Here is a 20,488-nt window from a genome sequence, read left to right as displayed (position 1 = left end):
GGGCTGGCGTGATCGCGGGCCTGATCCCCGAGCCGCCGCCGAACACCCGCGCGCACCCGTACCGGGGACTGTCGCTGCAAGAGGTCGACATCCCGCTCACCGAGCGGTCGATCCTGTCCTATCTGGACGGTCGGGAGGTCTACCGCCGCACCGACTTCCTGGCCCTGCGCAACGGTGCCGACGTCGCGCTCGTGGAGGTCCGCAAGGCCAGCCTGGAGCCGCTGTTCGCACCCGTCGTCGACGCACGCGTGGTCTCCGGACCCGCCGAGACGGCGTGGGTCCACGACGCGGACGTCGACGTCGGCAACGCCACCGCGCTCGCGGGCGCCTGCGTGCCCGGCGCGCTGACCACCGTCGTGCTGGGCCGGTTCGAGCACGTGAACTTCCTCCACCGGCCGCAGCCGATCCCGGTGCGGGTCACCGAGGTCGTCCCGCCGGAGCCGCCGAAGCTGCTGGAACAGGCCCGCCAGGCCGTCGCGTTCGACGAGGACCTACCGCCGGTCGAGCTGCTGCTCGACGCGGTGCGGGTCGAGGAACTCGCGGCCGCACACCCGTCGGCGCAGTACCTCCTGCCGTGCCGCGGCTCCGGCGTCGAGCTGGGAGCGGCCGAACTGTCGTTCCTCGACACCCGCCCCGCCGAGCGGGCCGACTGGCTGCTCATCGGGTGCGAGCGCTCCCTGCAGTTCCACCGCCACTTCTACGGTGACGAACCGCAGCGCGTCGACCTGTGCCCGCGGTCGCGGCCGGCCGCGGCTGGCCGCGCGCTGATGAAGTGCTGCCTGCTGGAGCGCGGCCTCGAGCTGGGGGAGCAGACGGCGGTGGTGCCGTGGGGGGCCAACCTCGACGAGGTCCGTGAAGGCCTGCGGAAGCTGCTGCTGTGACTCGCACCGGGACGGGCGCACATCTCGCCGACTCGGTGATCTACGGGCACCTGTGGACCACCCCTGAGCTGCACGGGATGTTCGACGACGAGGGGCGGACCCGCTCCTGGCTGCACATCCTCGCCGAGCTCGCCGCTGCGCAGGCGCAGGTAGGGCTCCTACCGGTCGAAGCGGCAGCAGCGATCCGCGAGCACGCCGTGGTGGAGCGCCTCGATCTCGCTGCGGTCGGCGCCGGCACCCGTGCGTCGGGGCACTCGACGCTGGGCCTGATCCGGTGCCTGCGCGAGATCCTGCCGGAGTCCGCGCGCGAGTGGGTCTACTACGGCGCCACCGTGCAGGACCTCACCGACACCTGGTTCGGGCTCGTCATGCGCCAGGTCGCCGACATCGTCGACGCCGGGCTGGCGCGGTGCGAGGCGGCCGCCGTGGAGCTGGCCGTCCGACACCGCGACACGCTGATGTGCGGTCGGACGCACGGCCAGCCGGGGCTCCCGATCACGTTCGGCTTCAAGGCGGCGGTCTGGGTGGCGGAGCTGCGCCGCCACCGCGCCCGGCTGGCACAGGTCCGGCCGCGGTGCGAGGTCGTGCAGCTCGGTGGCGCGCTGGGCACGATGGAGTTCTGGGGCGATCCGGCGCTGGACCTGCTCGCGGCGTTCGCCGCCAACCTGGGGCTCGGCGTCCCCGAGACGCCGTGGATCACCGCTCGGGACGGCGTCGTGGAGTTCGTGGCGCTGCTGGCCATGACGGCCGGCACCCTCGCCAAGATCGGCAACGAGATCTTCGAGCTGCAGCGCCCGGAGATCGGCGAGGTCGGGGAGCCGATCATCGAGGGCACCGTCGGCAGCATCACGATGCCGCACAAGCGCAATCCCGAGCTGTCGGAGCACCTGGACACGCTCGCCCGGATCGTCCGCGCCGATGCCGGCGTCGCGCTGGAGGGCATGGTCGCGCTGCACGAGCGCGACGGGCGCAGCTGGAAGGCGGAGTGGCTCGTGCTGCCGGAGGCCAGCCAGCTCACGGGCGCGGCGCTGGAGTTCGCCGCCCGGCTGCTGGAGGGCCTGCGCGTCGATGCCGTCCGGATGCGCGCGAACCTCGACGCCCACCGCGGCTACCTGGTCTCCGAGCCGATGATGCGGGTGCTCGCCGGGCGGATCGGCAAGCACGCCGCGCACGAGGCGGTCTACGGCGCCGCGATGGCCGCGCTGGCCGACGGTGTCGACCTCGGCGACCGCCTGGTCGCCGACGGCCTGCTGGACGCGTCCGAGGTGGCGGCCGTGTCGGACCCGGCGGCGGCACTGGGCGCGGCGACGGTGTTCGTGGACCGGGTCGTCGGCGCGTGAGGGCCAGCCTGCTCGCACAGCCGCGCGTCGCGCTCGCCACGCTGCCGACGCCGCTGCTCCCGGCCACGCGGCTCTCGGCCGCGGTGGGCGCGGAGATCTGGTTCAAGCGCGACGACATGACCGGGCTCGGCCTGGGCGGCAACAAGGTCCGCGGCCTGGAGTTCCTCATCGCCGACGCGCAGCGACAGGGGTGCGACTGCGTGGTGACGGGCGGCGGCCCCGGGTCGAACTGGGCGATGCTCGCCGCGGTCGCGGCGCGCCTGCACGGCATGGACACCGTGCTCGCCTGCTACGGCGATCCGGTGCCGGCCGTCGGCAACATGGCGCTGGCCCGGGCCGTCGGTGCCGAGATCCGGTTCACCCGCGACACCGACCGGGCCTCGGTCGACACCGCCGTCGCCGCCATTGCCGACGAGTTGCGCGCCGCCGGCAGGCGGCCCTACCCGCTGGGCCGCGGCGGGGCCACCGCCGTCGGCGCGCTGGGCTACGCCGCGGCGAGCGTCGAGCTCGCCGAGCAGCTCCGCGCGGCCGGGCTCGCCGCCACCGAGCTGTGGACGGCGACCGGCTCGTGCGGCACGCAGGCCGGGCTGCACGCCGGTGCTGCCTGGCTGCGCGCCGCGTACCGCGTCGTTGGCGTGACGGTGAGCAGGCCCGCCGCCGAGTGCACGGCGCGGGTTCTGGAGGTGGCCGCCGAAGCAGGGCGCCTGCTCGGCTCGGCGGCGCCCGTGCCCACCCCGGTCGTCGTCGACGGCTGGATCGGCCCGGGCTACGGCTACCGGAGCGCGGCGGGCGAGGCCGCCGCGGCGCTCGTGGCGCGCACCGAGGGGGTGTTCCTCGACCCCGTCTTCGGGGCCAAGGCGATGGCAGCGCTGCTCGCTGCCGCCGGTTGTGATGCTGGTCCGGTCGTGTTCCTCGTGACCGGCGGCGCACCGACCCTCTTCACGACGGCACCCCTTTGTCCGCCGGGGATCAATTCGGGAGCCGAACCTATCTCGCCGAGACACACTGCCGGCGGGGACGGGAGCGGTATCGTCGTCGACGACGAAAGGGCTCAAGGATGAGCGTCCACGCCGACACCGCTGATCGCTACGTCGAGCTGGCGCTCGAATCCGCACTGCTGCGCGTCGCCGACCATGTCGGCGTGTTCTACCGTGGCGACGCCGAACGCGATGCCTTCGTCGTCCCGCTCGTCTCCGCGGCGCTCGCCGCCGACTGTGGCGTGATCTATGCCTGCGACGGTCCCACCCCCAAGCGGGTGGCCGCGCAGCTCGCCGGATCGAGCCCCGGCCTCCAGGCTGCGCTGGCCCGCGAGCAGGTGCGGATCGTGGCCTCGGGCGAGGTGTACCTCGCCGGCGGGAGCTTCGACCCCTCCCACACCGTCGGCTTCTACACCGATGCGCTCAACGGCAGCGTCGCTCGCGGCTATCCCGTCACCTGCGTGATCGGCGAGATGAGCTGGAGCCTGCGCGGCTGCCCCGGCACCGAGCGGCTGCTCGAGTACGAGGCGCGCTACGCCGAGGAGTTCGACGCTGCACCCGCGATCACGCTCTGTCTCTACGATCTGGAGAAGACCAGGGGCGAGCAGCTGTTCGACCTGCTCCGTTTGCACAACCGCGTCGTGCTCAACGGCATCGAGATGCAGAACCCCTGCGTCGACCCGCGGCTGCTGCTCGGCGGTTCCGGTCCGCGTCCCTGATCGGCCGTGCCCTCGATGAGACCCGACACGCTCGCCGCCGCCGGCACGCCGTCCGGTGCGCTGATGTCCGCGACGTTGATGCAGGAGACTGTCTCGGGGCTCAATGCCGTCGTCATGCTCGGGTCGTTCATGCATGCGGCCCCGACCGCCGAGCACACCGCGGAGCTCGCAGCGGGTGGTCTCGCGGCCGTCACCAGGCTGCCGCTGGCCGCCGTCGCGTGGTACGCCGAGGGTCCGGACGGGCCGCTGACGGTGGCCGGCCGCTGCGCGGGCGAGCCGGGGATCTCCGCACAGGTCGCCACCACCCTGCGCCGGCTCGGCCCGCAGCTCAACGTGTTCCGCCCCAGCCGGCGCGACGGCGACGACATGCCACGGGCGCTGCGCCGCAACGGCGTGGAGTCGCTGCTGGCGCTGCCCTTGCGGGTGTCGACGGAGTCGCTCGGGTTCCTCCTCGTCGGGGGTCGCCGCGACGCGATCCCCGAGGACCTCACGCTCGTGCAGGCGCTGGGCGCGCAGACCTCCACCGCCCTCTACGTCGCTCGCATCCGCGAGTCGGAGGAGCGTCGGGTACGGGAGCTGGGCGACCTCGCCGCGGAGCTGCGCACGCAGGGCGAGCTGCTGGCGCGGGCCCTGCACCTGCAGGAGGAGCTCATCGCGCTGGTGCTGCGCGGCAAGGACGCCCGCACGATCGTCGAGCATCTCGCCGAGCGGCTCGGTGCCCCGGTCTGGCTGCTGGACGCCGAGCGGCGCGCGATCGCCCATGCGAGCGGCGGCCCGGAGCAGGCGGCGGCACCGCTGCGCGAGTCCGAGCTCGACCGGGTGCTCGGGGGCAACCACCCCGACCACGACCCTCGTTCCGTCGAGGTCGCCACGGCCGCGGGAGTGGCCAGGTTCCTGGTGCAGAGCGTCGCGACCGACCGCGAGATCTTCGGCTACCTCATGGTCGGGTCGACCGCGCTGGGCCCCGTGGACCGCACGACGTTCCAGGGCGGCCGGCTGGTGCTGGCGTTGCGGCTGCTGATCGAGCGCAGCGTCGCCGAGGCCGAGGAGCGCCTGGGCCGTGACCTCATCCAGGACGCGATGCTGCGCAGCGGCGACGGCGCGACGCGAGCCGGGCTGGCCGTCCGGCTCGGCTACGAGGACGACGGTCCTGCGGTCGTGCTCGTCATGCGGGTCGAGCCCGGGGGGACCACGGCCACCGAACGCGGCAGGCGGCGGGGGTTCGCGCTGCTGCGCGAGGAGCTGCGCGGCAGCAGCCGCGGGCTGGCCGGGATGATCGGCAGCGACATCGTCGCGGTCATGCGCCCGGCGACCGTCCACGGATGCGCCAAGCGTTTTCTCGAACGGGTGACGGCCGCCGTGCCCGGGATGGACGTCGCGGTCGGGCTCAGCGATGTCCGTCCGGGGCTCGGCGAGCTCGAACCCGCCTTCCGCGAGGCGCAGGTCGCGGTCACGATGGCGCAGCGTTGCCCGGCCCGGCTGCTGCGCTTCGCCGATCTCGGGCTGCACCGGATCCTGTTCGACGTCGGTCACGTCGATCGCGTCGACGACCACATCGAGCGCTGGATCGGGCCGCTGCTGCGTTACGACGCGGACAACAGGGCGCGCCTTGTCGAGACGCTCGGCTGCTTCCTCTCCGGCGACGGGCACCAGGGCACTGCCAAGCGGCTGGCGATCCACCCGTCCACGCTGAAGTACCGGCTGGGCCGGATCCGCGAGGTGCTCGGCGTCGACTTCGCCCACCCCGAGGTGCGGTTCAACATCGAGCTGGCGCTGCGGCTGGCCGACGGCCTGCGCACCTTGGAGGAGACCTGAGCGCGATCCGGCACCGGCCCTGCGATCCCCGGACGCGGCGGCACGCGCACGCGACATGAGGCCAGCACCCCGGATCCACCCCTACCCCGGATCCATTCGCCCCTCGCGGATCGCCAGGATCTTGAGGGCGAGCTGCGCGTTGAAGCGGTCGGCCTGGCGGGCCACCGCGATGCCGCTCAGCGTCTCGATCCGGCCCAGCCGGTAGCTCATCGTCTTGGGGTGCACGCACATCGCCTCGGCGGCTCGCTGCACGTGGCCGTCGCAGCGCAGGTAGGCCGCCAGCGTCTCGACGAGGTCGGCGTCGTGCTCGCGATCGTAGGCGATCAGCACGCCGAGCTGCTGCTCGACGAACCGGTCGAGGTCCTCGCCGCTGGCCGGTTCCAGCAGGAACTGGACCGCGCCGAGATCCTCGAAGACGGCAACCGGAGCGTCCGGGGGGCGGGTCGCCGCCATCGCATACCGGGCCTGCCGGCCGGCCACCGGGTAGCCGGCGATCGAGCGCACTGCCGCGCTCACCCCGAGGGAGAGCTCGCGGTCGAGGTCGGCGCCGAGCCCGCACAGCTGGGAGCCCAGGCGGCGCAGCCGCGCCGCCGGTCCGTCGGGCACCAGCACCGCCAGCGTCTCGCCTCGCCAGCCCATCGGTGGCCGGGTGCGTCCGGACGCGAGCAGGCCGACCGCGCGCCGGACCAGCTCTGTGCGCACGTGGTCGACGTGTTCGGGCGTGCTCGCGCGCCGTCCCCGCGACGTGGCGGCCGCGGACAGCAGGATCACCCTGGCCGTGGGGGGCAGTTCCCGGCCGAGCTGACGGCTGCGCACCATCGCGTCGGTACGGTCGACGATCCGCCCGTCGAGCAGGTCCCAGACGAACTCCGACTCCAGCCTGCGGCCCGCGCCCGCCACGGCGTCCTGGCGCGAGAGCAGCAGCGCGCACGCCACGGCGGCCTGCTCGGCCGCCACCACGTCCCGCGTCGCGGCCGGGAGCCGCGTCGCGACCGCCAGCTCGCCCCACGTCAGCCCGACCGACCGCACGGCCGTGGCGATGGCGTGCCGGCCGGCGTCGTCCGGCCCGAGCAGGACGGCCTCCGCGCCGAGCGCCTCAGTCGACGTGCGGTCGGCCGCCATCAACCCCGCCAGCCAGCCACCCGCGCCGACGACGGTACCTTCCGTACCGACGAATCGGACCTCCTGGTCGGTGATGCTGTGCAGCACCTCCACGATGGACTCGAGGTCGGCCCCGTCGGTGACGACCGTCACGAGCCGCTGGTGGATCTCCAGCGCCTGCCGGGCCTCCTCGTAGCGCTGCGACAGCTCGGCGTTGGCCGCGAGCAGCTGCGTGGACAGGTCGCGCAACCGTTCGTCGTCGACGGCCCGTTGCACGCCGAGCGCGGCGAGGTCGGCGAGCGTCGCGATGAGGTCGACGTCGTCGTCGGTGAACAGCGACCGGCGCCGGCGCCACGCGGCGATCACCCCGGTGCGGTCCTCGCCCACCCGGATCGGAGCGCCGATGCACGCCTGGCTGCCCTCCGCCGACCCGATCGGCAACAGCGCCGGGCTCACCACCGGGTCGGTGGTCCAGTCCTCGGATCGGTAGATCTCGCCGGTCGCGAAGACGTGCCCGACCATGCTCTCGCCCCTGGCCAGCCGCAACCGGGCGGTGCCGACGGACCGGTGCCCCACGACGGCCTTGGTCTCCACGTGCTCACCGTCGGGCGTCGCGAGGAACACCGCCGCGATCTCGGCGCGCAGCACGTCGGCCGTCGCCGTGGCGAGGCCGAGCAGCATCTCCTCGCGATCGCCCGCGGCGAGCAGCCTGCGCGCGACCGCGTAGAGCGCCGAGAGCGTGTCGGCGGCGCGCCGGGAGGCCGTCGCGGCCAGCGCGGCGAGCACGCGCAGCTCCTCGAGCTGATCGGCCGATGGCCCGTCACCGTCCCACCAAACGACCAGATCGACCTCGCCCTGCACTACCAGCGACGCGATCGAGAGCAGGCCCGAGCGCGTGACGCCCTCGGCGAAGCGCCGGTCCGGCAGGTCCAGCTCCGGCCCGCTCACGGCCAGCGCGAGCGCGCCTGCCGGCTGCCAGCCCACCACCGCGGCCCCGCCGGCCCCGGTGAGCGCCCTCGCCGTGCGGGTCAGCACGGCGAAGACGCGGTCGGTGCCCCCGGCCCCCGCCTCCAGGATGCGCAGGCAGGAGTCCGCCAGGTTCGCGTGGCGCTTTGCGGACATCCCGCCATCTTCGTGCACGCAAGGGGCGATCGGGGCGCGATCCTCGATCAGAGGTGCACGAGCTTCGCCTTGCCGGCCCGCAACCGGGACAGCTGGACGAAGTGCTCGGGGTTGAGGAACAGCTCGTTCATCCACCCCAGCGAGTCGATCGTGAGACCCTCCGGGCGGTGGATCAGGTGGTCGAGGTACTGGAACGCGTCCTTCGCCCCGTAGCCGACGTGGTGAGCGCCCAGCACCTTGCGCGTCTCGCCGTCGACGACGAGCTTCTGGAAGCCTGAGAGCTCCGGCTTGCTGAAGGCGTAGAGCATCGTGCCCTCGGCGCACGGCAGCGGGAGGTTCGGGGTGTCGAGCCCCTCGACGTAGGGCGGCATCTGGATGATGATCACTTCGTCATGGGCGGCGCGCGCCTCGGCCTCGGTGAGCCCCACCCAGGTCACCTCGTAGGTGGTGTGCAGGAAGTCGGGGAACTCGGTGAAGTCGAACTCCAGGTCCTCGCCCATGATGTTGCGGGCGGCCGTCACGCCGGACTTGCGGGCCTTGAACATCTCCATCGGGCCGTCGATCATGTCGCCGATCGCGTAGACGCCGGGCACGTTCGTCTGCATCCGCTTGTTCGCGACGACCCGACCGGTCGGGCCGACCTCGATCCCGAGCGCCTCCTGCGCCTGGGCGAAGTTGGGCCGCTCCCCGGTGCCGAGAAACACGAAGTCGGTCTCCAGGTCGACCTGCTCGCCGCTCGCCAGCCGCACGGTCACGCTGCTGACGGTGCCGTTCGTGCCGTTCACCGAGATCGGCACGGCTTCCTCGAGGATGGTCATCCCGCGCTTGCGCATGCCGCCGACGACGTACTGCCGCAGGTCCTCGTCGACGTGGTGCAGCGCCTTGGTGCGCATCAGCGGCGAGCGCGAGACGATCGTGGTGTCGCAGCCGGTGGCCTGGAAGAACGAGCCGTACTCCATCGCGACCTTGCTACCACCGATGATCACGCACTTGGTGGGCTCGTAGTCGAGATCCTCGACGAGGCTCACGAAGTCGTAGACGCCGCGCAGGTCGAGGCCGGGAATGTCGGGGTTGACGGGGCGAGCGCCCATCCCGAGCACCAGGTTGCGGGCCCTGAACGTGCGCCCCGCCGCCGTCACCGTGTTCTTGTCGATGATCGTGGCGCGGGCGTTGAGGATGTACTCGACGTCGAGCTGCTCCTTGGTCTGCCAGTTCATGAACGCGTGCGCGCTGCCGCGTCCGGCGAGGAACAGCTTGACCAGGTCGAGGATGTTGGCCCGCGACGCGTCGAACTTGGGGAAGAACAGCTCGTCGGAGAACCACCGCATCCGGTCGAGCTCCTCGGCCGCCTCGGAGAACAGGTGATGCGGGACGCAGGCCTGGTGGGGGCACGAGCCGCCGAGGAAGGGCCACGCGTCGATGATGAGCGGCCGTCCGCCCATGGCCTTCATGTAGGCCGAGCCGAACCGGCCACCGGCACCGCCCCCGACGAAGATCGCGTCATAGACCGGGTTCTCGTCGCGTTCGAGGTTGAACAGCGGCTCCGAGTCGGGGTCGGCGAGGGACTGCTCAATCAGCTCGTTCCACTCGCCGAGGTTGAGGTGCTGGTCACGGATGTCCATGAGTCCACCGTTCTGGCCGTCAATGAGTCCCTTCGACGGTAGACACGGCGGCCGCAGCTGGCTTCACGTCTGCGGATGACATCTGACGGATACGTTGTCCGTCCCGGATATGCTCCGCCCGCCCGCCCAGTGCGAGGATCTTGCAGGCCAGCTGGATGCGGAAGCGATCTTCTTGATCATCCAGGCGTAGCCCGGTCAGATCGGTCATGCGCTGTATCCGGTAGGACACCGTGCGGTGGTGGATGCACAGCAGCGCCGCGGTGCGGCGTGTGCTGCAGCCGGCGTCGAGATGCGCCGACAGCGTCGCGAGCAGCACACTGCCGTGCTCGGCGTCGTACTCGATCAGCGGGCCCAGCTGGCGGTGGGCGAACTCGTCGAGGTCCGCGCGAGAGGTCGGGGCGAGGAGGAACTGCAGCACCCCGAGATCCTCGAAGACGCCAGGCTCGCCGTCCGGGCCGACGGCGGAGCGGGCCAGCTGCGCCTCCCGCCAGCCATCGGGGAACCCGATCATCCGCTCGACGTTGCCGCCCACGCCGACGGCGGCGCCCAGCCCGTCCGGCCAGCGGATCCCGGACAGCGTCGCGGCGAGCCGGCGCGTACCGGCGAGGCCGTCGCCGCGTCCGTCGGGGACCACAGCGGCGAAGACGTCGGCCCGCCGGGCGAGCACGGTACCGCCGAAGCCGGCGGCGTCGAGCCGCTGGGCGATGAGCCGCCCGCAGGCGGCGCGGGTGCGCTCGAGCAGCTCGGGATTCCAGCCCCGCGACGTCGACGGGTCGGCGAGCCCGTCGATCTGGATCGCGACGACCCGTGCGGGCAGGGCGAAGCCGAGCCCGAGGTGCCGGGCCCGCACCACGGCCTGCGCGGCGTCGGGCAGCCGTCCGTCGAGCAGGTCCCACACGAACTCCGACTGCACCCGCCGGTTCGCCGCCACCGCTGCCTCGGCCCTTGCCAGCAGCAGCGCGCACACCACCGCTGCCTGCTCGGCGGCAAGGGTGTCGGCGTCCGTCGGCGGGGCATCGAGGCAGAGCGCGAGGTGGCCGAAGGTGATCCCGGCCGTGCGGACGCGCGTCAGCAGGAGCGGTGATCCGGCATCGCCCCGGGGGACCGCGGCCACCACCTGCGCGGCCAGCTGTGCCCCACGCGGGTCGGCCGCGCCGCGGCCGGCCGCCGCGAGCAGCCGCCCCTCATCGGTGACGAGGGCGGCACGGCATCCGATCAGCTCGCTGACGGCGCGCACGACGGCACCGACGTCCTCGCCCTCCATCGCGATGCGGGTGAGCTCGGAGTACACGTGCAGGGTCTGCTCGGCGGCCTCGTGGCGGGCCTGCGCCGCCCACCGCGCCTGCTCGGACCGCTCCAGCCGGCCCCGCAGTTCCTGGTGCGCGCCGGCGTTGTGGATCGCTCCCGCACTCAGCTCGGCCACCGCGGCGAACAGGCTCTCGTCCGCGTCGGTGAACGCGGCCCGGCGCCGGCGCCACGCGCACAGCACGCCGATGGCCTCGCCGTCCCACCGCAGCGGGGTGGCGATGGCGGCGCAAGTTCCCTCCACATCGGACAGTGCCATGAACTCCGGGGCCGACCGGGGATCGGTCGAGTAGTCGTCGATGCGCTCCGGCCGGCCCGACGCGAACACCCGGCCGGCAAGGCCCTGGCCGATCTTGATCCGCAACCGGCCCGTGTCGAGCTTGGTGTTGCCGATGGCGCAGCGCATCTCGATCGCGGCGCCGCTCGCGTCGCGCAGCAGGACCCCCGCGATCTCGGCGTGCAGCAGGTGCGACACGGCATCGGCGACCGCGACGAGCACCTCGTCGGGCTCGAGGCTGGTGACGACGCGGGCGGCGAACCGGCGCAGCGCCGTGTCCGGGGCCCGATCGCTGCCGGCCCAGCCGATCAGATCGGCCAGCGCGTGCAGCGACTCGAGGTCGGAGCTCTCGAACCCGATCGGCGCGTCCCGCGCGACGACCAGGTCGGTGCGCGGATCCACCGAGACCGCGGCAAGCTGGCAACCGCCGGCGCGGCTGGCTCCTTCCGGTGGTCGCGACAACAGGATGCTCCCGATGTCGCCGCATTCGGCGAGCACCCCGGCGCAGCCGTCCTGCCAGCGCACCAGCGCCGCGGCGTCGGCGCCGAGGATGGGCCGGGCGGCCGTGACGGCGACCTCGGCCACCGCCCGCGACCCCGTCGGCACGGCCGCGGCGAGATCGACGATCAACCGCGACCAGCGCACCCTGGCGCGCTCGGACCGCGCGCCTTCTCGTGCCGTCGCGCTCCGCATGGCAGCCATGCAAGCACCGCCGAGTGCCCCCGCGGGACGTCTCGGATGGACAGACTTCCCCGTCCTGTGTGTCCGGGTGGCGCAACCCCGGGGCCATTGGGCCACCCGGGCAACGGTGGGCCGTCAGGATTTCCCGTCTGCACATGGGCCGGCGAAATCCGGGCTGCTTGCATGGCCCGCATGACCGCTTCGATTCTCGACATCAGCGTGGACTTCCCGGGGACGGGCCTGCTGCGCCCGATCTCCGACGCCGAACGTGCGGCTTACGCGCGAGACGGCGCCGCCATCGTCAAGGATGTGATCCCGCAGGACTGGGTGGTGTTCATGCGTGACGCCGTGACGCGGCTGATCGAGCAGTCCGACCCGTCCTCGCAGAACTACGCCGACGACGGCGACCCGCGCTTCTTCTCGCTCACCTTCCCGTGGATGTTCGACGACGCCTTCAAGGCGTGGGCGATCCACGGTCCACTGAAGGACGTCGCCCGGCAGGTCATGACCGACGCCCGCAGCGTCAACTTCTTCTACGACCAGATCTTCGCCAAGGAGCCGGGCGCGACCAAGGCCACGCCATGGCATCAGGACCTGCCCTTCCTGCCGGTGAAAGGGGACCAGCAGATCCGGATCTGGGTGCCCTTCGACACCGTGACCGCAGAAGGCGGCGCGGTGCACTACCTGCGCGGTTCGCACCAGTGGGGCGTGATCTACCACCCGGTCGGCTTCAAGAACATCCCGATCATCACCGACACGTACAAGAACTCACCGTATGAGGACATGCCCGACTTCCAGGCCGACTACGACAAGTACGACTGGCTCGTCGCGGAGGCCGAGCCGGGCGACCTGCTGCTGCACCACCCCCGCACGGTGCACGGCTCGCTGGGCAACCGCACGCAGAACTACCGGCGCGCGATCACCAGCTTCTACGTCGGTGACCAGGCCACCTGGAACCCGCACGTGGCGAACATGTTCAACAACAAGAGCCTCACCGGTCACGTCACCGCGCCCGACCTGGAGCCCGGCGGACCGATCGACTGTGCCATGTTCCCGCGCGTCTGGCCCTGACCGGGGCCACATCCGGGCAACAGGAGTGCGGCCGATTTGGTCGGACGGACATTCCCCTCGTCGGCGGCCGATGGTTCTGTGCACCGGCCGGATGCACCGAAGCAAGGAGGCGATATGCGCGTCGGAAACCAGGAGATGTTGCTGCCGACCACGATGGTCGGGAAGTATCCCGAGCCGCGGTGGTGGAAGGGGCAGGCGTTCGCACGCTATCCGGGGCGGCCGGGGAAGGTCGTGTTCGACGCCATCTCCGAAGAGTCCTACAACGACGTCATCCAGTGCATCGCCCGTGACCAGGAACGGGTGGGCCTCGACGTCGTCGCCGACGGGCGCGTCTTCGACGGCGAGGACTCCTACGGCCAGCTGCTCTACCACTACATCGAGCGCCTCACCGGCTACGAGCTCGACGGTCCCAACCTCGCGGTGCCGATCTACAGCATGCTCTACGCGCCGACGTGCGTCGGTGAGGTGCGGCGCCGCTACCCGTTCCACGTCGAGACGCTCAAGGCGATGCGCCGCTCCACCGACCGGCCGATCAAGATCTCCTACACCGGGGTCGGTGCCATGACCGCCGCGACCAACAACCTGTACTACGCCGACATCAAGGAGCTCGGGCTGGCGCTCGCCAAGGCGATCAACGAGGACCTCAAGGAGCTGGCCGGGATCGGCGTCGACGTCATCCAGCTCGATGAGTTCGTCTGGCCCTACGGGATGGGTGACTGGGAGATCGACTGCCTCAACGCCGCGATCAAGGACGTCGACGCGCAGATCTGGCTGCACGTCTGCTGGGGCAACCTCGGCCCGTCACCGGCCTACCTGCCCTACGAGGGCGACGATGCGCACAAGGAGCTCGGTGTCTACGACGTGGCCAGGCGCCCTCGCCACGCCACCGACACCACCGAGCGGGCCCGCAACATCTTCCCGAAGGTACTCGGCGCCGACATCGACGTCCTCAATTACGAGGTCGGCCGCGTCGGGCCCGACGACCTGAAGCCGTTGGCCGACAACAACTGGACCAAGCCGTTCGTGGCGGGCGTGATCGACGTCAAGAGCGTGGTCGCCGAGACCGCAGAGGAGGTGGCAGACCGGATCCGGGCGGTCATGGAGTACGTCCCGATCGAGCAGCTGGGCGTCACCACCGACTGCGGTCTGCCGAACCTCAAGCGGTGGATCGCGCAGACGAAGCTCACTGCGCTCGTGGAGGGTGCGGAGATCGTCAGGGCCGAGCACTCGGGCAGCTGATCGTGCCGGTGGTCAGGGCCGGACCAGGCCGTCCGCCCTGGCCACCACCTCCGCCTCGGCGGCGGTGAAGGCGGCGAGCCGCTGCGCCGCCGCAGCCGCCGCCGCCTCGGCAACGCCGATGCTCTCCTTCGCCATGGTGCGCACCACCTCGGGTGCGGCCCCGCCCTGTACGACCCTCGTCCGCACGATCGACCGCGGGTCCAGCACCTCGGCGAGGTCGGTCCCGGTCAGCCCCAGCGTCGCGCCGGTGAGCCGCTGCGCCTCCGCGTCGAGCATGGCCCCCGTGATGTCGATGCCGCGCAGCCCGGCATCGGCCGCCCGCTGCACGCAGGCTCCGACCAGCTCGTACGCGGTGCGGTAGTCGACACCGTGCTGGGTCATGACGTACTCGGCGAGGTCGGCGGCCTGCGAGAACCCCGACTCCAGCACCTCCTGCATGCGCTCGGCGTGCACGTCCAGGCCGCCGACGACGCCCGCCATCAGCCGGGTGGCCCGCGTGGCCATGTCGAGCGCGCGCGGCACCTCGCCGTAGGCGAAGATCAGGTTGTCGCTGCGCGCGGACGGGGTCCGCGACACCGTCAGCATGCCGGTGAGCCTGCCGATGAGGATGCCGGCCTCGCCGCGCACCATCGTCAGCGCATAGGGGTTGCGCTTCTGCGGCATCAGCACGCTCGTGCGGGTGTGCCGGTCGGCGAGGCTGACATAGCCGAACTCGCTGCTGCTCCAGATCTCGAGGTCCTCCGCGAGCTTCGACAGCAGCGTCACCAGGCCGGTCGCGGAGCTGAGGAGCCCGATCAGCCCGTCGGTCTGCCACATCGCGTCGCGGGTGTGCTCGATGACCCCGTCGAAGCCCAGCACCCCGGCCATCCCGACCCGGTCGCGCGTGAGCATGCTGCCGTTCACCCCGCCCGCACCGGCCGGGCTCCGGTTGACCCAGTCCAGGTGCGTGGTCAGCCGGTCGATCTCGCGCAGCACGGGAGGGACGAACGACAGCACGTAGTGGCCGAAGGTGGACGGCTGGGCGTGCTGCAGGTAGGTCTGGTCGGCCATGAACGTCTCGGCGTGGTCACCGGCCAGCTCGCCGGCCGCCTCCGCGAACCCGGTCGCGGCGTCGATCAGTGCGACCGCGTCGCGGCGCAGCCGCAACCGCATGGCGATCCGCACGGCCTCGCGCCGCGGCCGTCCCGCATGCAGCCAGCCGGCCTCGCGCCCGATCTGCGCGGCGAAGCGCCGCTCACGGCAGTTGTACATCTCTCCGTTCGTGGGGTCGTAGCCGAAGTCCTCGGCCGGGGTGCGCGTCGCCTCCAGCAGCACGCCGAGCAGGCGACGGGCCGCGACATCGGGGATGACCCCGTCCTCGCGCAGCATGAGGACGTGCGCGAGATCGGCGATGTTGAGGCCGTCGTGCAGCAGCGGGGCATCGGCGACCTCGACGGCGAACCCCGCGTCGATCAGTTCCTGCGCGTAGCGGCCGCTCACAGTTCGGCAGCCAGCTTCGCGAGCAGCGAGCGGGTCCGGGCCCTGCTGGCGGCGGGATCGTCCCCCGCGGGGAACACCACCGGCCACAGCTCGGTGACGCCGGCGTCGGCGTAACGGCGCAGCTGCTGCTCGACGGTCGACTCGTCCCCGATGATCGCGAGCTCGCCGACCGCGGACACGCCCTCGCGGGCATACACGCGCTGGTAGTTCTCGAGGCCGTTGTAGCGGCCGAACCGGTCCTCCGTGGCCCGCCGGGCGTCCCCGACGTCGTCGGTGACCGCGACAGGCAGGCCCGCGACCAGCCGGGGGGCCGGCCGGCCGGCGGTCTCGGCCGCCGCTCGCAGGGTCGGCGCGATCACCTCGGCGATGGTGCGGGGTCCGGCGAGCCAGGTGACGACGCCGTCGGCGAGCTCGCCCGCCGCCCGCACCATCTGCGGCGACAAGCCTCCCACCAGCACCGACACCGCCGAGGTGCCGGGCACGGTGAAGCCGCCGTGCACCCGGTAGTGCTCGCCGTCGAAGTCGACGGCATCGCCGTTCAGGAGCGGGACGAGCACCGAGAGGTACTCGCGCATGTGGGCCGCCGGTCTGGCGAACGCCATCCCGTGCAGGCCCTCGATCACCGGCCGGTGCGACACCCCGACCCCGAGCGTCAGCCGGCCACCGCAGAACGCCTGGGCGGTGGCCGCCTGCTGCGCGAGCGCGAGCGGATGCCGCGGATAGGTGGGGACGACGCCGACCCCGAGCTCGATCCGCTCGGTGGCCTGACCGGCGACGGCCAGCGTGGTCAGTGCGTCGACGGCGCGGGAGAAATGCACGGTCCACGCCGACCGGAAGCCCTCGCGCTCCCCCTCCACGGCCTCGGTCACAACCCCCGCCGGCGAGCTCGGGTTGCCGAGTACGTCGCCACCGATGTTCACAGCGATGCGCATGGTCCTCAGGGTCGGCCAGCCGCGAGGCCGCGGGCTATGTCCGGTGGGGACGAACCCGCGCCGATCTGTTGGCCCGCCGGGTGATGCCCCGGCGGGCCTGCCGTGGCGCAGGAGGTTGACGGTTCTCGTCGCCCGATCTGCTGCCCGACCAGCACCCTGCACCTCGTCGAGTGCGGCGACGCACCGGGCCGGTGACTACGCCCACCCGCCCATGCGGGCGATCTGCTCCAGGATCGGCACCGTGGTCGGTCGCGGCGCGGCGATCGTTGCCGATGCCCGTTCCGCCGGCGCTCCACTCGGCGGGGCGCTCTCGGCACTGATCGCGGGCAGCGCCCCGTACCACCGTTCGATCTGCACGAGCGTGCGACTGCCGGTGCAGCCCTGCGCGAGCCGGGACGTCCCGACGTCGCGGGTGAGGACGTTGACGTTGCCCGCCGCGCACAGCACGGGGTCGACGCCGTCGACGGGGGAGAACCACGCCCCGGTCGACATCTGCACGACGCCCGGCACCAGCCCGGCGTCGATCCGCACGCCGGCGAGGCAGGCGCCGCGGTCGTTGAACACCCGCACCACCTCCCCGTCGGTCAGGCCGCGCTGCCGGGCGTCCTGCTGGTGCATGCGCACGGGTTCCCGGCCCGCGACCTTGCCGGCGCGGCTGTGCGGGCCGAAGTCGAGCTGGCTGTGCAGCCGCGTCGCGGGGTTGTTGGCCAGCAGGACCAGCGGGAACGCGGCGACGCGGGCGGACCCGTGCCACTCCTGCGGCGGCAGCCAGACCGGGTGACCGGGACAGTCCGGGTAGCCGAACGCGGCGACGGTCGGTGAGTGCAGCTCGATGCGGCCGCTCGGTGTGGCCAGCGGATGACCGGCCGGGTCGGCGCGGAAGTCGCCGAGCAGCACCGCGGGCGGCGGGACGTCGATCGCGATCCGGCCGGCCCGCCAGAAGCTGTCGAAGTCCGGAGCGCGGTGCGGGCCGTAGGCCTCCCGCCAGCCCTCGTAGAGGTGGCGCAGCCAGCCCTCGGGGTCGCGGCCATCGGTGAACGTCTTTCCGACGCCGAGGCGGTCCGCGAGGTCGGAGAAGATGGCGTAGTCGTCGCGGGCCTGCGCGTACGGGACCGAGGTGTGCTGCATCGCCGTCAGGTACGGGTCGGTGCGGGAGGCGCCGATGTCGTCTCGCTCGAGCGTGACGGTGGCCGGCAGGACGACGTCGGCGTGCCGCGCGGACGCGGTCCAGTACGTCTCGTGCACCACGATCGTCGCTGCCGCGCGCCACGCCGAGCGCAGCCGCGCCAGGTCCTGATGGTGGTGGAACGGGTTGCCGCCGCACCAGTAGACGAGCTCGATCCGTGGGTAGCGCAGCCGGCTGCCGTTGTAGTCGTACTCGCCACCGGGGTCGAGCAGCATGTCCGCGATCCGTGCGACCGGGATGAACTCGCGCACCGGGTTCGTCAGCTGCGGCAAGGCGGGCGTGGGGATCGAGTGCGAGGGGAAGCCGTTGTCACCGATCGAGCCGTAGCCGTGACCGAAACCGCCACCGGGCGACCCGATGCGGCCCAGGAGGGCGGCAAGCAGGACGGCGGCCCACAGCGGCTGCTCGCCGAACTCCGCGCGCTGCAACGCATAGCTGACCGTCACCATCGTCTGCTGCCCGGCCATCGACCGGGCGAGCTCGACGATCGTGGCCTCGTCGATCCCGCAGATCGGTGCGGCCCAGCGCGGGGACTTGACGACACCGTCCACCGTCCCACAGAGGTAGGCGATCGCCTCGTCGGCACCCGCGCAGCAGGTGGCGAGGAAGGCGGTGTCGTGCCGGTCCTCGGCGACCAGCACCTGGCTCAATGCCAGCATCAGCGCCGTGTCGGTGCCCGGTCGCGCCGGCAGCCACCGCACGTCGAGCTCGGCCGGCAGGTCGTGGCGGTTCGCGCTGATCAGCACCAGCCGCCCGCCGCGGCGGGCCAGTTCCGCGAGGTGCCCCTCGGCGCGGTGCTGCGTGACCCCGCCGGGAGCGACCGCGCCGTTCTTGGCCGGCACCCCGCCGAAGCAGACGAGCAGGTCGGTGTGCTCGGCGACCAGCGGCCAGCTGGTGAGCGAGCGCAGGACGTCGGCGTCGCGGCCGAAGATGTGGGGCAGCACCACCTCGGCGGCGCCGACGCTGTAGGTGTTGACCGAGCGCACGTAGCCGCCGAGGCAGTTGAGGAAGCGGTGCACCTGGCTCTGCGCGTGGTGGAACCGGCCCGCGCTCGACCAGCCGTAGGAGCCGCCGAAGACCGCGGCAGGGCCGTAGCCGTCGTAGACGCGGTCCAGCTCGCCGGCGAGCCGGTCGAGCACGTCGTCCCAGCCGACCTGGACGAACGGCTCGGCGCCACGCCCGGCGTCGGGCCCCGGTCCGCGCTCCCACCAGCCCTGGCGCACCATCGGCGCCGGGATCCGCAGCGGGTGGCGGACCGACCCGACGACGTTGTCGAGAAGCGCAGACGGGGCCGGATCGAGGTCGTCGCCCCGCGCCGCGGTGACCTCACCGTGGCGGTCGACGGTCGGGCGGAAGGCACCCCAGTGGGACATGTGCACCTGCGGACCTCGCTCCACGCCGCGGCATCGGATCGTCCGGACGGCTCAGTGGTAGCAGCAGGGGGCGGGTGTGGCGCCGCTCCTTGGCCATGCAGGACAGGGCCGTTGTCCCGCAGGGCCAACAAATCCCCACAACGCTGCTGGCCGGCGCACCTCTCGGCTAGCTTTCGTCTCGGGTCGTCGCTGTGACCTGTCCCACATTGCCCCGCCGGCTCTCGCCGGGCGTGCGGCTCCGATGAGAGGAATCAGATGAGGGTCGGAGATCAGGAAATCCTCATTCCGACGTCCATGGTCGGCAACTATCCGAATCCCCGATGGTGGGACGCCGGGCCGGTGCGCGACTGGACCGGCGACCAGGAACCACCCGACTCGTTCAACCAGGAGGCGTTCCAGGACGCGATGTCGTCGATCGTCGCGGACCAGACGCTGGCCGGGTTGGACATCATCACCGACGGGCGGTTGCACGGGGACAACTACGCCGACCAGGCGCTGTACTACTACTACAAGCGCCTCGGGTACGACCTCAAGGGCGGCTACCTCGGGTTCCCGATCTACTCACGGCTGCACGCCGGCACCGCGACGGAGGAGATCAAGCGTCGCGGCGCGATCATGGTGGAGCAGGCCCGCGCGCTGAAGCGGGCGACGGACAAGCCCACCAAGATCCAGTACACGGGCATCCAGGTGCTCGCCCAGGCCACCAACGACCTGCACTACGACAACGCCCGCGACCGCGCGCTCGCCATCGCCGCCGCGATCAACGAGGACATCCTCGAGGTCGATGCGATGGGCGTCGACTTCATCCAGCTCGACGAGTTCACCTGGCCCTACTTCTACGAGGACTGGGCCATCGAGGCCTTCAACCGCGCCGTGCAGGGCGTGCAGCACGCGCAGATCATCTGCCACGTGTGCTGGGGCAACTGGGGCGGCACCCCCGCCTACATGCCCGACGACACCGCCGCTGCCGGCGAGATCTTCGACCTGACCCAGCGCCGGGGTGAGGCGCCGTCGGCGACCGCGTCGATCATCCCGAAGGCGTATGAGGGCAACATGAACGTGCTGAACCTGGAGAACTGCGGCCGTCGCTCCGACGACCTCTCCGGGCTCGACGTGATCAAGAACCACCCGCTGCCGGACAACATGATGTTCTGGGCGGGTGTCATCGACGTGAAGTCGACGATCACCGAGACCGCCGAGCAGGTGGCCGACCGGATCCACCGGCTGCTGGAGTACATCCCCGCGGAGAAGCTCGGCGTCACCACCGACTGTGGCCTGATCCTGTTGCAGCGCTACATCGCCGTCGACAAGCTGCACGCGCTGGCGGCAGGTGCCGAGCTCGTCCGCAAGCAGCTGGCTTCCTGAGCG

At 72.0% G+C, this 20,488-nt stretch carries 14 protein-coding genes; 8 read left to right on the top strand and 6 right to left on the bottom strand.

The annotated features are described in order from the left end of the window. The first annotated feature begins 8 nt into the window (after nt 1-8). The 5 genes from ACFPFQ_RS00280 to ACFPFQ_RS00260 are packed head-to-tail and all read left to right on the top strand — an operon-like array spanning nt 9 to nt 5,732. A complete protein-coding gene (locus ACFPFQ_RS00280) occupies nt 9-881 on the top strand; it encodes a DUF7714 family protein (RefSeq protein ID WP_379613436.1) in 873 nt (290 codons plus the stop codon). Next, on the top strand, nt 878-2,221 hold the full coding sequence (locus ACFPFQ_RS00275) for a class-II fumarase/aspartase family protein (protein ID WP_379613435.1): 1,344 nt from the start codon (nt 878-880) through the stop codon (nt 2,219-2,221). Before ACFPFQ_RS00280 ends, ACFPFQ_RS00275 begins: the two co-directional genes overlap by 4 nt. Further along, complete coding sequence (locus tag ACFPFQ_RS00270; protein ID WP_379613433.1) at nt 2,218-3,282, top strand: 1-aminocyclopropane-1-carboxylate deaminase/D-cysteine desulfhydrase; 1,065 nt, start codon at nt 2,218-2,220, stop codon at nt 3,280-3,282. The genes ACFPFQ_RS00275 and ACFPFQ_RS00270 overlap by 4 nt, the downstream gene beginning before the upstream one ends. Beyond that, nucleotides 3,279-3,917 carry an MEDS domain-containing protein gene (locus ACFPFQ_RS00265; protein WP_379613431.1) on the top strand — a complete coding sequence of 213 codons (639 nt, stop codon included), beginning with the start codon at nt 3,279-3,281 and terminating at the stop codon, nt 3,915-3,917. The genes ACFPFQ_RS00270 and ACFPFQ_RS00265 overlap by 4 nt, the downstream gene beginning before the upstream one ends. Nucleotides 3,918-3,932: 15 nt before the next feature. Beyond that, complete coding sequence (locus ACFPFQ_RS00260) at nt 3,933-5,732, top strand: PucR family transcriptional regulator (protein WP_379613429.1); 1,800 nt, start codon at nt 3,933-3,935, stop codon at nt 5,730-5,732. Nucleotides 5,733-5,813: 81 nt separating this feature from the next. On the opposite strand, the gene ACFPFQ_RS00255 is transcribed toward ACFPFQ_RS00260, so the two are convergent. From ACFPFQ_RS00255 to ACFPFQ_RS00245, 3 genes are read right to left on the bottom strand one after another with little or no spacing between them, the layout of a single operon-like run. Then, on the bottom strand, nt 5,814-7,955 hold the full coding sequence (locus tag ACFPFQ_RS00255) for a helix-turn-helix domain-containing protein (protein WP_379613427.1): 2,142 nt from the start codon (nt 7,953-7,955) through the stop codon (nt 5,814-5,816). Nucleotides 7,956-8,002: 47 nt separating this feature from the next. Beyond that, complete coding sequence (locus tag ACFPFQ_RS00250) at nt 8,003-9,577, bottom strand: FAD-dependent oxidoreductase (RefSeq protein WP_379613425.1); 1,575 nt, start codon at nt 9,575-9,577, stop codon at nt 8,003-8,005. Between the two features lie 19 nt (nt 9,578-9,596). Continuing rightward, entirely contained in the window at nt 9,597-11,861 is a 2,265-nt protein-coding gene (locus ACFPFQ_RS00245; RefSeq protein ID WP_379613423.1) for a helix-turn-helix domain-containing protein, read from the bottom strand. Nucleotides 11,862-12,032: 171 nt separating this feature from the next. Here ACFPFQ_RS00245 and ACFPFQ_RS00240 point away from each other — a divergent pair, with 171 nt between their 5' ends. Both ACFPFQ_RS00240 and ACFPFQ_RS00235 read left to right on the top strand, forming a co-directional pair. Beyond that, nucleotides 12,033-12,911, top strand: coding sequence for a phytanoyl-CoA dioxygenase family protein (locus tag ACFPFQ_RS00240; protein WP_379613421.1), 879 nt, complete (start codon nt 12,033-12,035; stop codon nt 12,909-12,911). A 114-nt stretch (nt 12,912-13,025) separates the two neighbouring features. Continuing rightward, nucleotides 13,026-14,150, top strand: coding sequence for a cobalamin-independent methionine synthase II family protein (locus tag ACFPFQ_RS00235; RefSeq protein ID WP_379613419.1), 1,125 nt, complete (start codon nt 13,026-13,028; stop codon nt 14,148-14,150). A gap of 12 nt (nt 14,151-14,162) precedes the next feature. Here the strand turns inward: ACFPFQ_RS00235 and ACFPFQ_RS00230 are convergent, their stop codons facing one another. The 3 genes from ACFPFQ_RS00230 to ACFPFQ_RS00220 form a co-directional block, all read right to left on the bottom strand. Next, a complete protein-coding gene (locus ACFPFQ_RS00230; protein ID WP_379613417.1) occupies nt 14,163-15,629 on the bottom strand; it encodes an argininosuccinate lyase in 1,467 nt (488 codons plus the stop codon). Beyond that, a complete protein-coding gene (locus tag ACFPFQ_RS00225) occupies nt 15,626-16,561 on the bottom strand; it encodes a TIGR03564 family F420-dependent LLM class oxidoreductase (RefSeq protein WP_379613415.1) in 936 nt (311 codons plus the stop codon). Before ACFPFQ_RS00225 ends, ACFPFQ_RS00230 begins: the two co-directional genes overlap by 4 nt. A gap of 195 nt (nt 16,562-16,756) precedes the next feature. Continuing rightward, the gene (locus ACFPFQ_RS00220; RefSeq protein WP_379613413.1) at nt 16,757-19,120 is read right to left on the bottom strand and encodes a molybdopterin-dependent oxidoreductase; all 2,364 of its coding nucleotides are present in this window, start codon (nt 19,118-19,120) and stop codon (nt 16,757-16,759) included. A gap of 255 nt (nt 19,121-19,375) precedes the next feature. On the opposite strand from ACFPFQ_RS00220, the gene ACFPFQ_RS00215 reads away from it, so the two are divergent. Then, complete coding sequence (locus ACFPFQ_RS00215; RefSeq protein WP_379613411.1) at nt 19,376-20,485, top strand: cobalamin-independent methionine synthase II family protein; 1,110 nt, start codon at nt 19,376-19,378, stop codon at nt 20,483-20,485. Nucleotides 20,486-20,488: the final 3 nt, after the last annotated feature.

This window comes from Pseudonocardia sp. GCM10023141, assembly GCF_042653605.1.
The sequence above is the reverse complement of the archived record's forward strand: the minus strand, read 5'-3'. Positions and strand labels throughout refer to the sequence as shown.

Bases quoted from the DNA above. Each gene is read 5' to 3' on its own strand.
- ACFPFQ_RS00240 (WP_379613421.1), top strand. From the start codon at position 12,033: ATGACCGCTTCGATTCTCGACATCAGCGTGGACTTCCCGGGGACGGGC.
- ACFPFQ_RS00260 (WP_379613429.1), top strand. From the start codon at position 3,933: ATGAGACCCGACACGCTCGCCGCCGCCGGCACGCCGTCCGGTGCGCTG.
- ACFPFQ_RS00265 (WP_379613431.1), top strand. From the start codon at position 3,279: ATGAGCGTCCACGCCGACACCGCTGATCGCTACGTCGAGCTGGCGCTC.
- ACFPFQ_RS00250 (WP_379613425.1), bottom strand. From the start codon at position 9,577: ATGGACATCCGTGACCAGCACCTCAACCTCGGCGAGTGGAACGAGCTG.
- ACFPFQ_RS00245 (WP_379613423.1), bottom strand. From the start codon at position 11,861: ATGGCTGCCATGCGGAGCGCGACGGCACGAGAAGGCGCGCGGTCCGAG.
- ACFPFQ_RS00255 (WP_379613427.1), bottom strand. From the start codon at position 7,955: ATGTCCGCAAAGCGCCACGCGAACCTGGCGGACTCCTGCCTGCGCATC.
- ACFPFQ_RS00225 (WP_379613415.1), bottom strand. From the start codon at position 16,561: ATGCGCATCGCTGTGAACATCGGTGGCGACGTACTCGGCAACCCGAGC.
- ACFPFQ_RS00235 (WP_379613419.1), top strand. From the start codon at position 13,026: ATGCGCGTCGGAAACCAGGAGATGTTGCTGCCGACCACGATGGTCGGG.
- ACFPFQ_RS00215 (WP_379613411.1), top strand. From the start codon at position 19,376: ATGAGGGTCGGAGATCAGGAAATCCTCATTCCGACGTCCATGGTCGGC.
- ACFPFQ_RS00220 (WP_379613413.1), bottom strand. From the start codon at position 19,120: ATGTCCCACTGGGGTGCCTTCCGCCCGACCGTCGACCGCCACGGTGAG.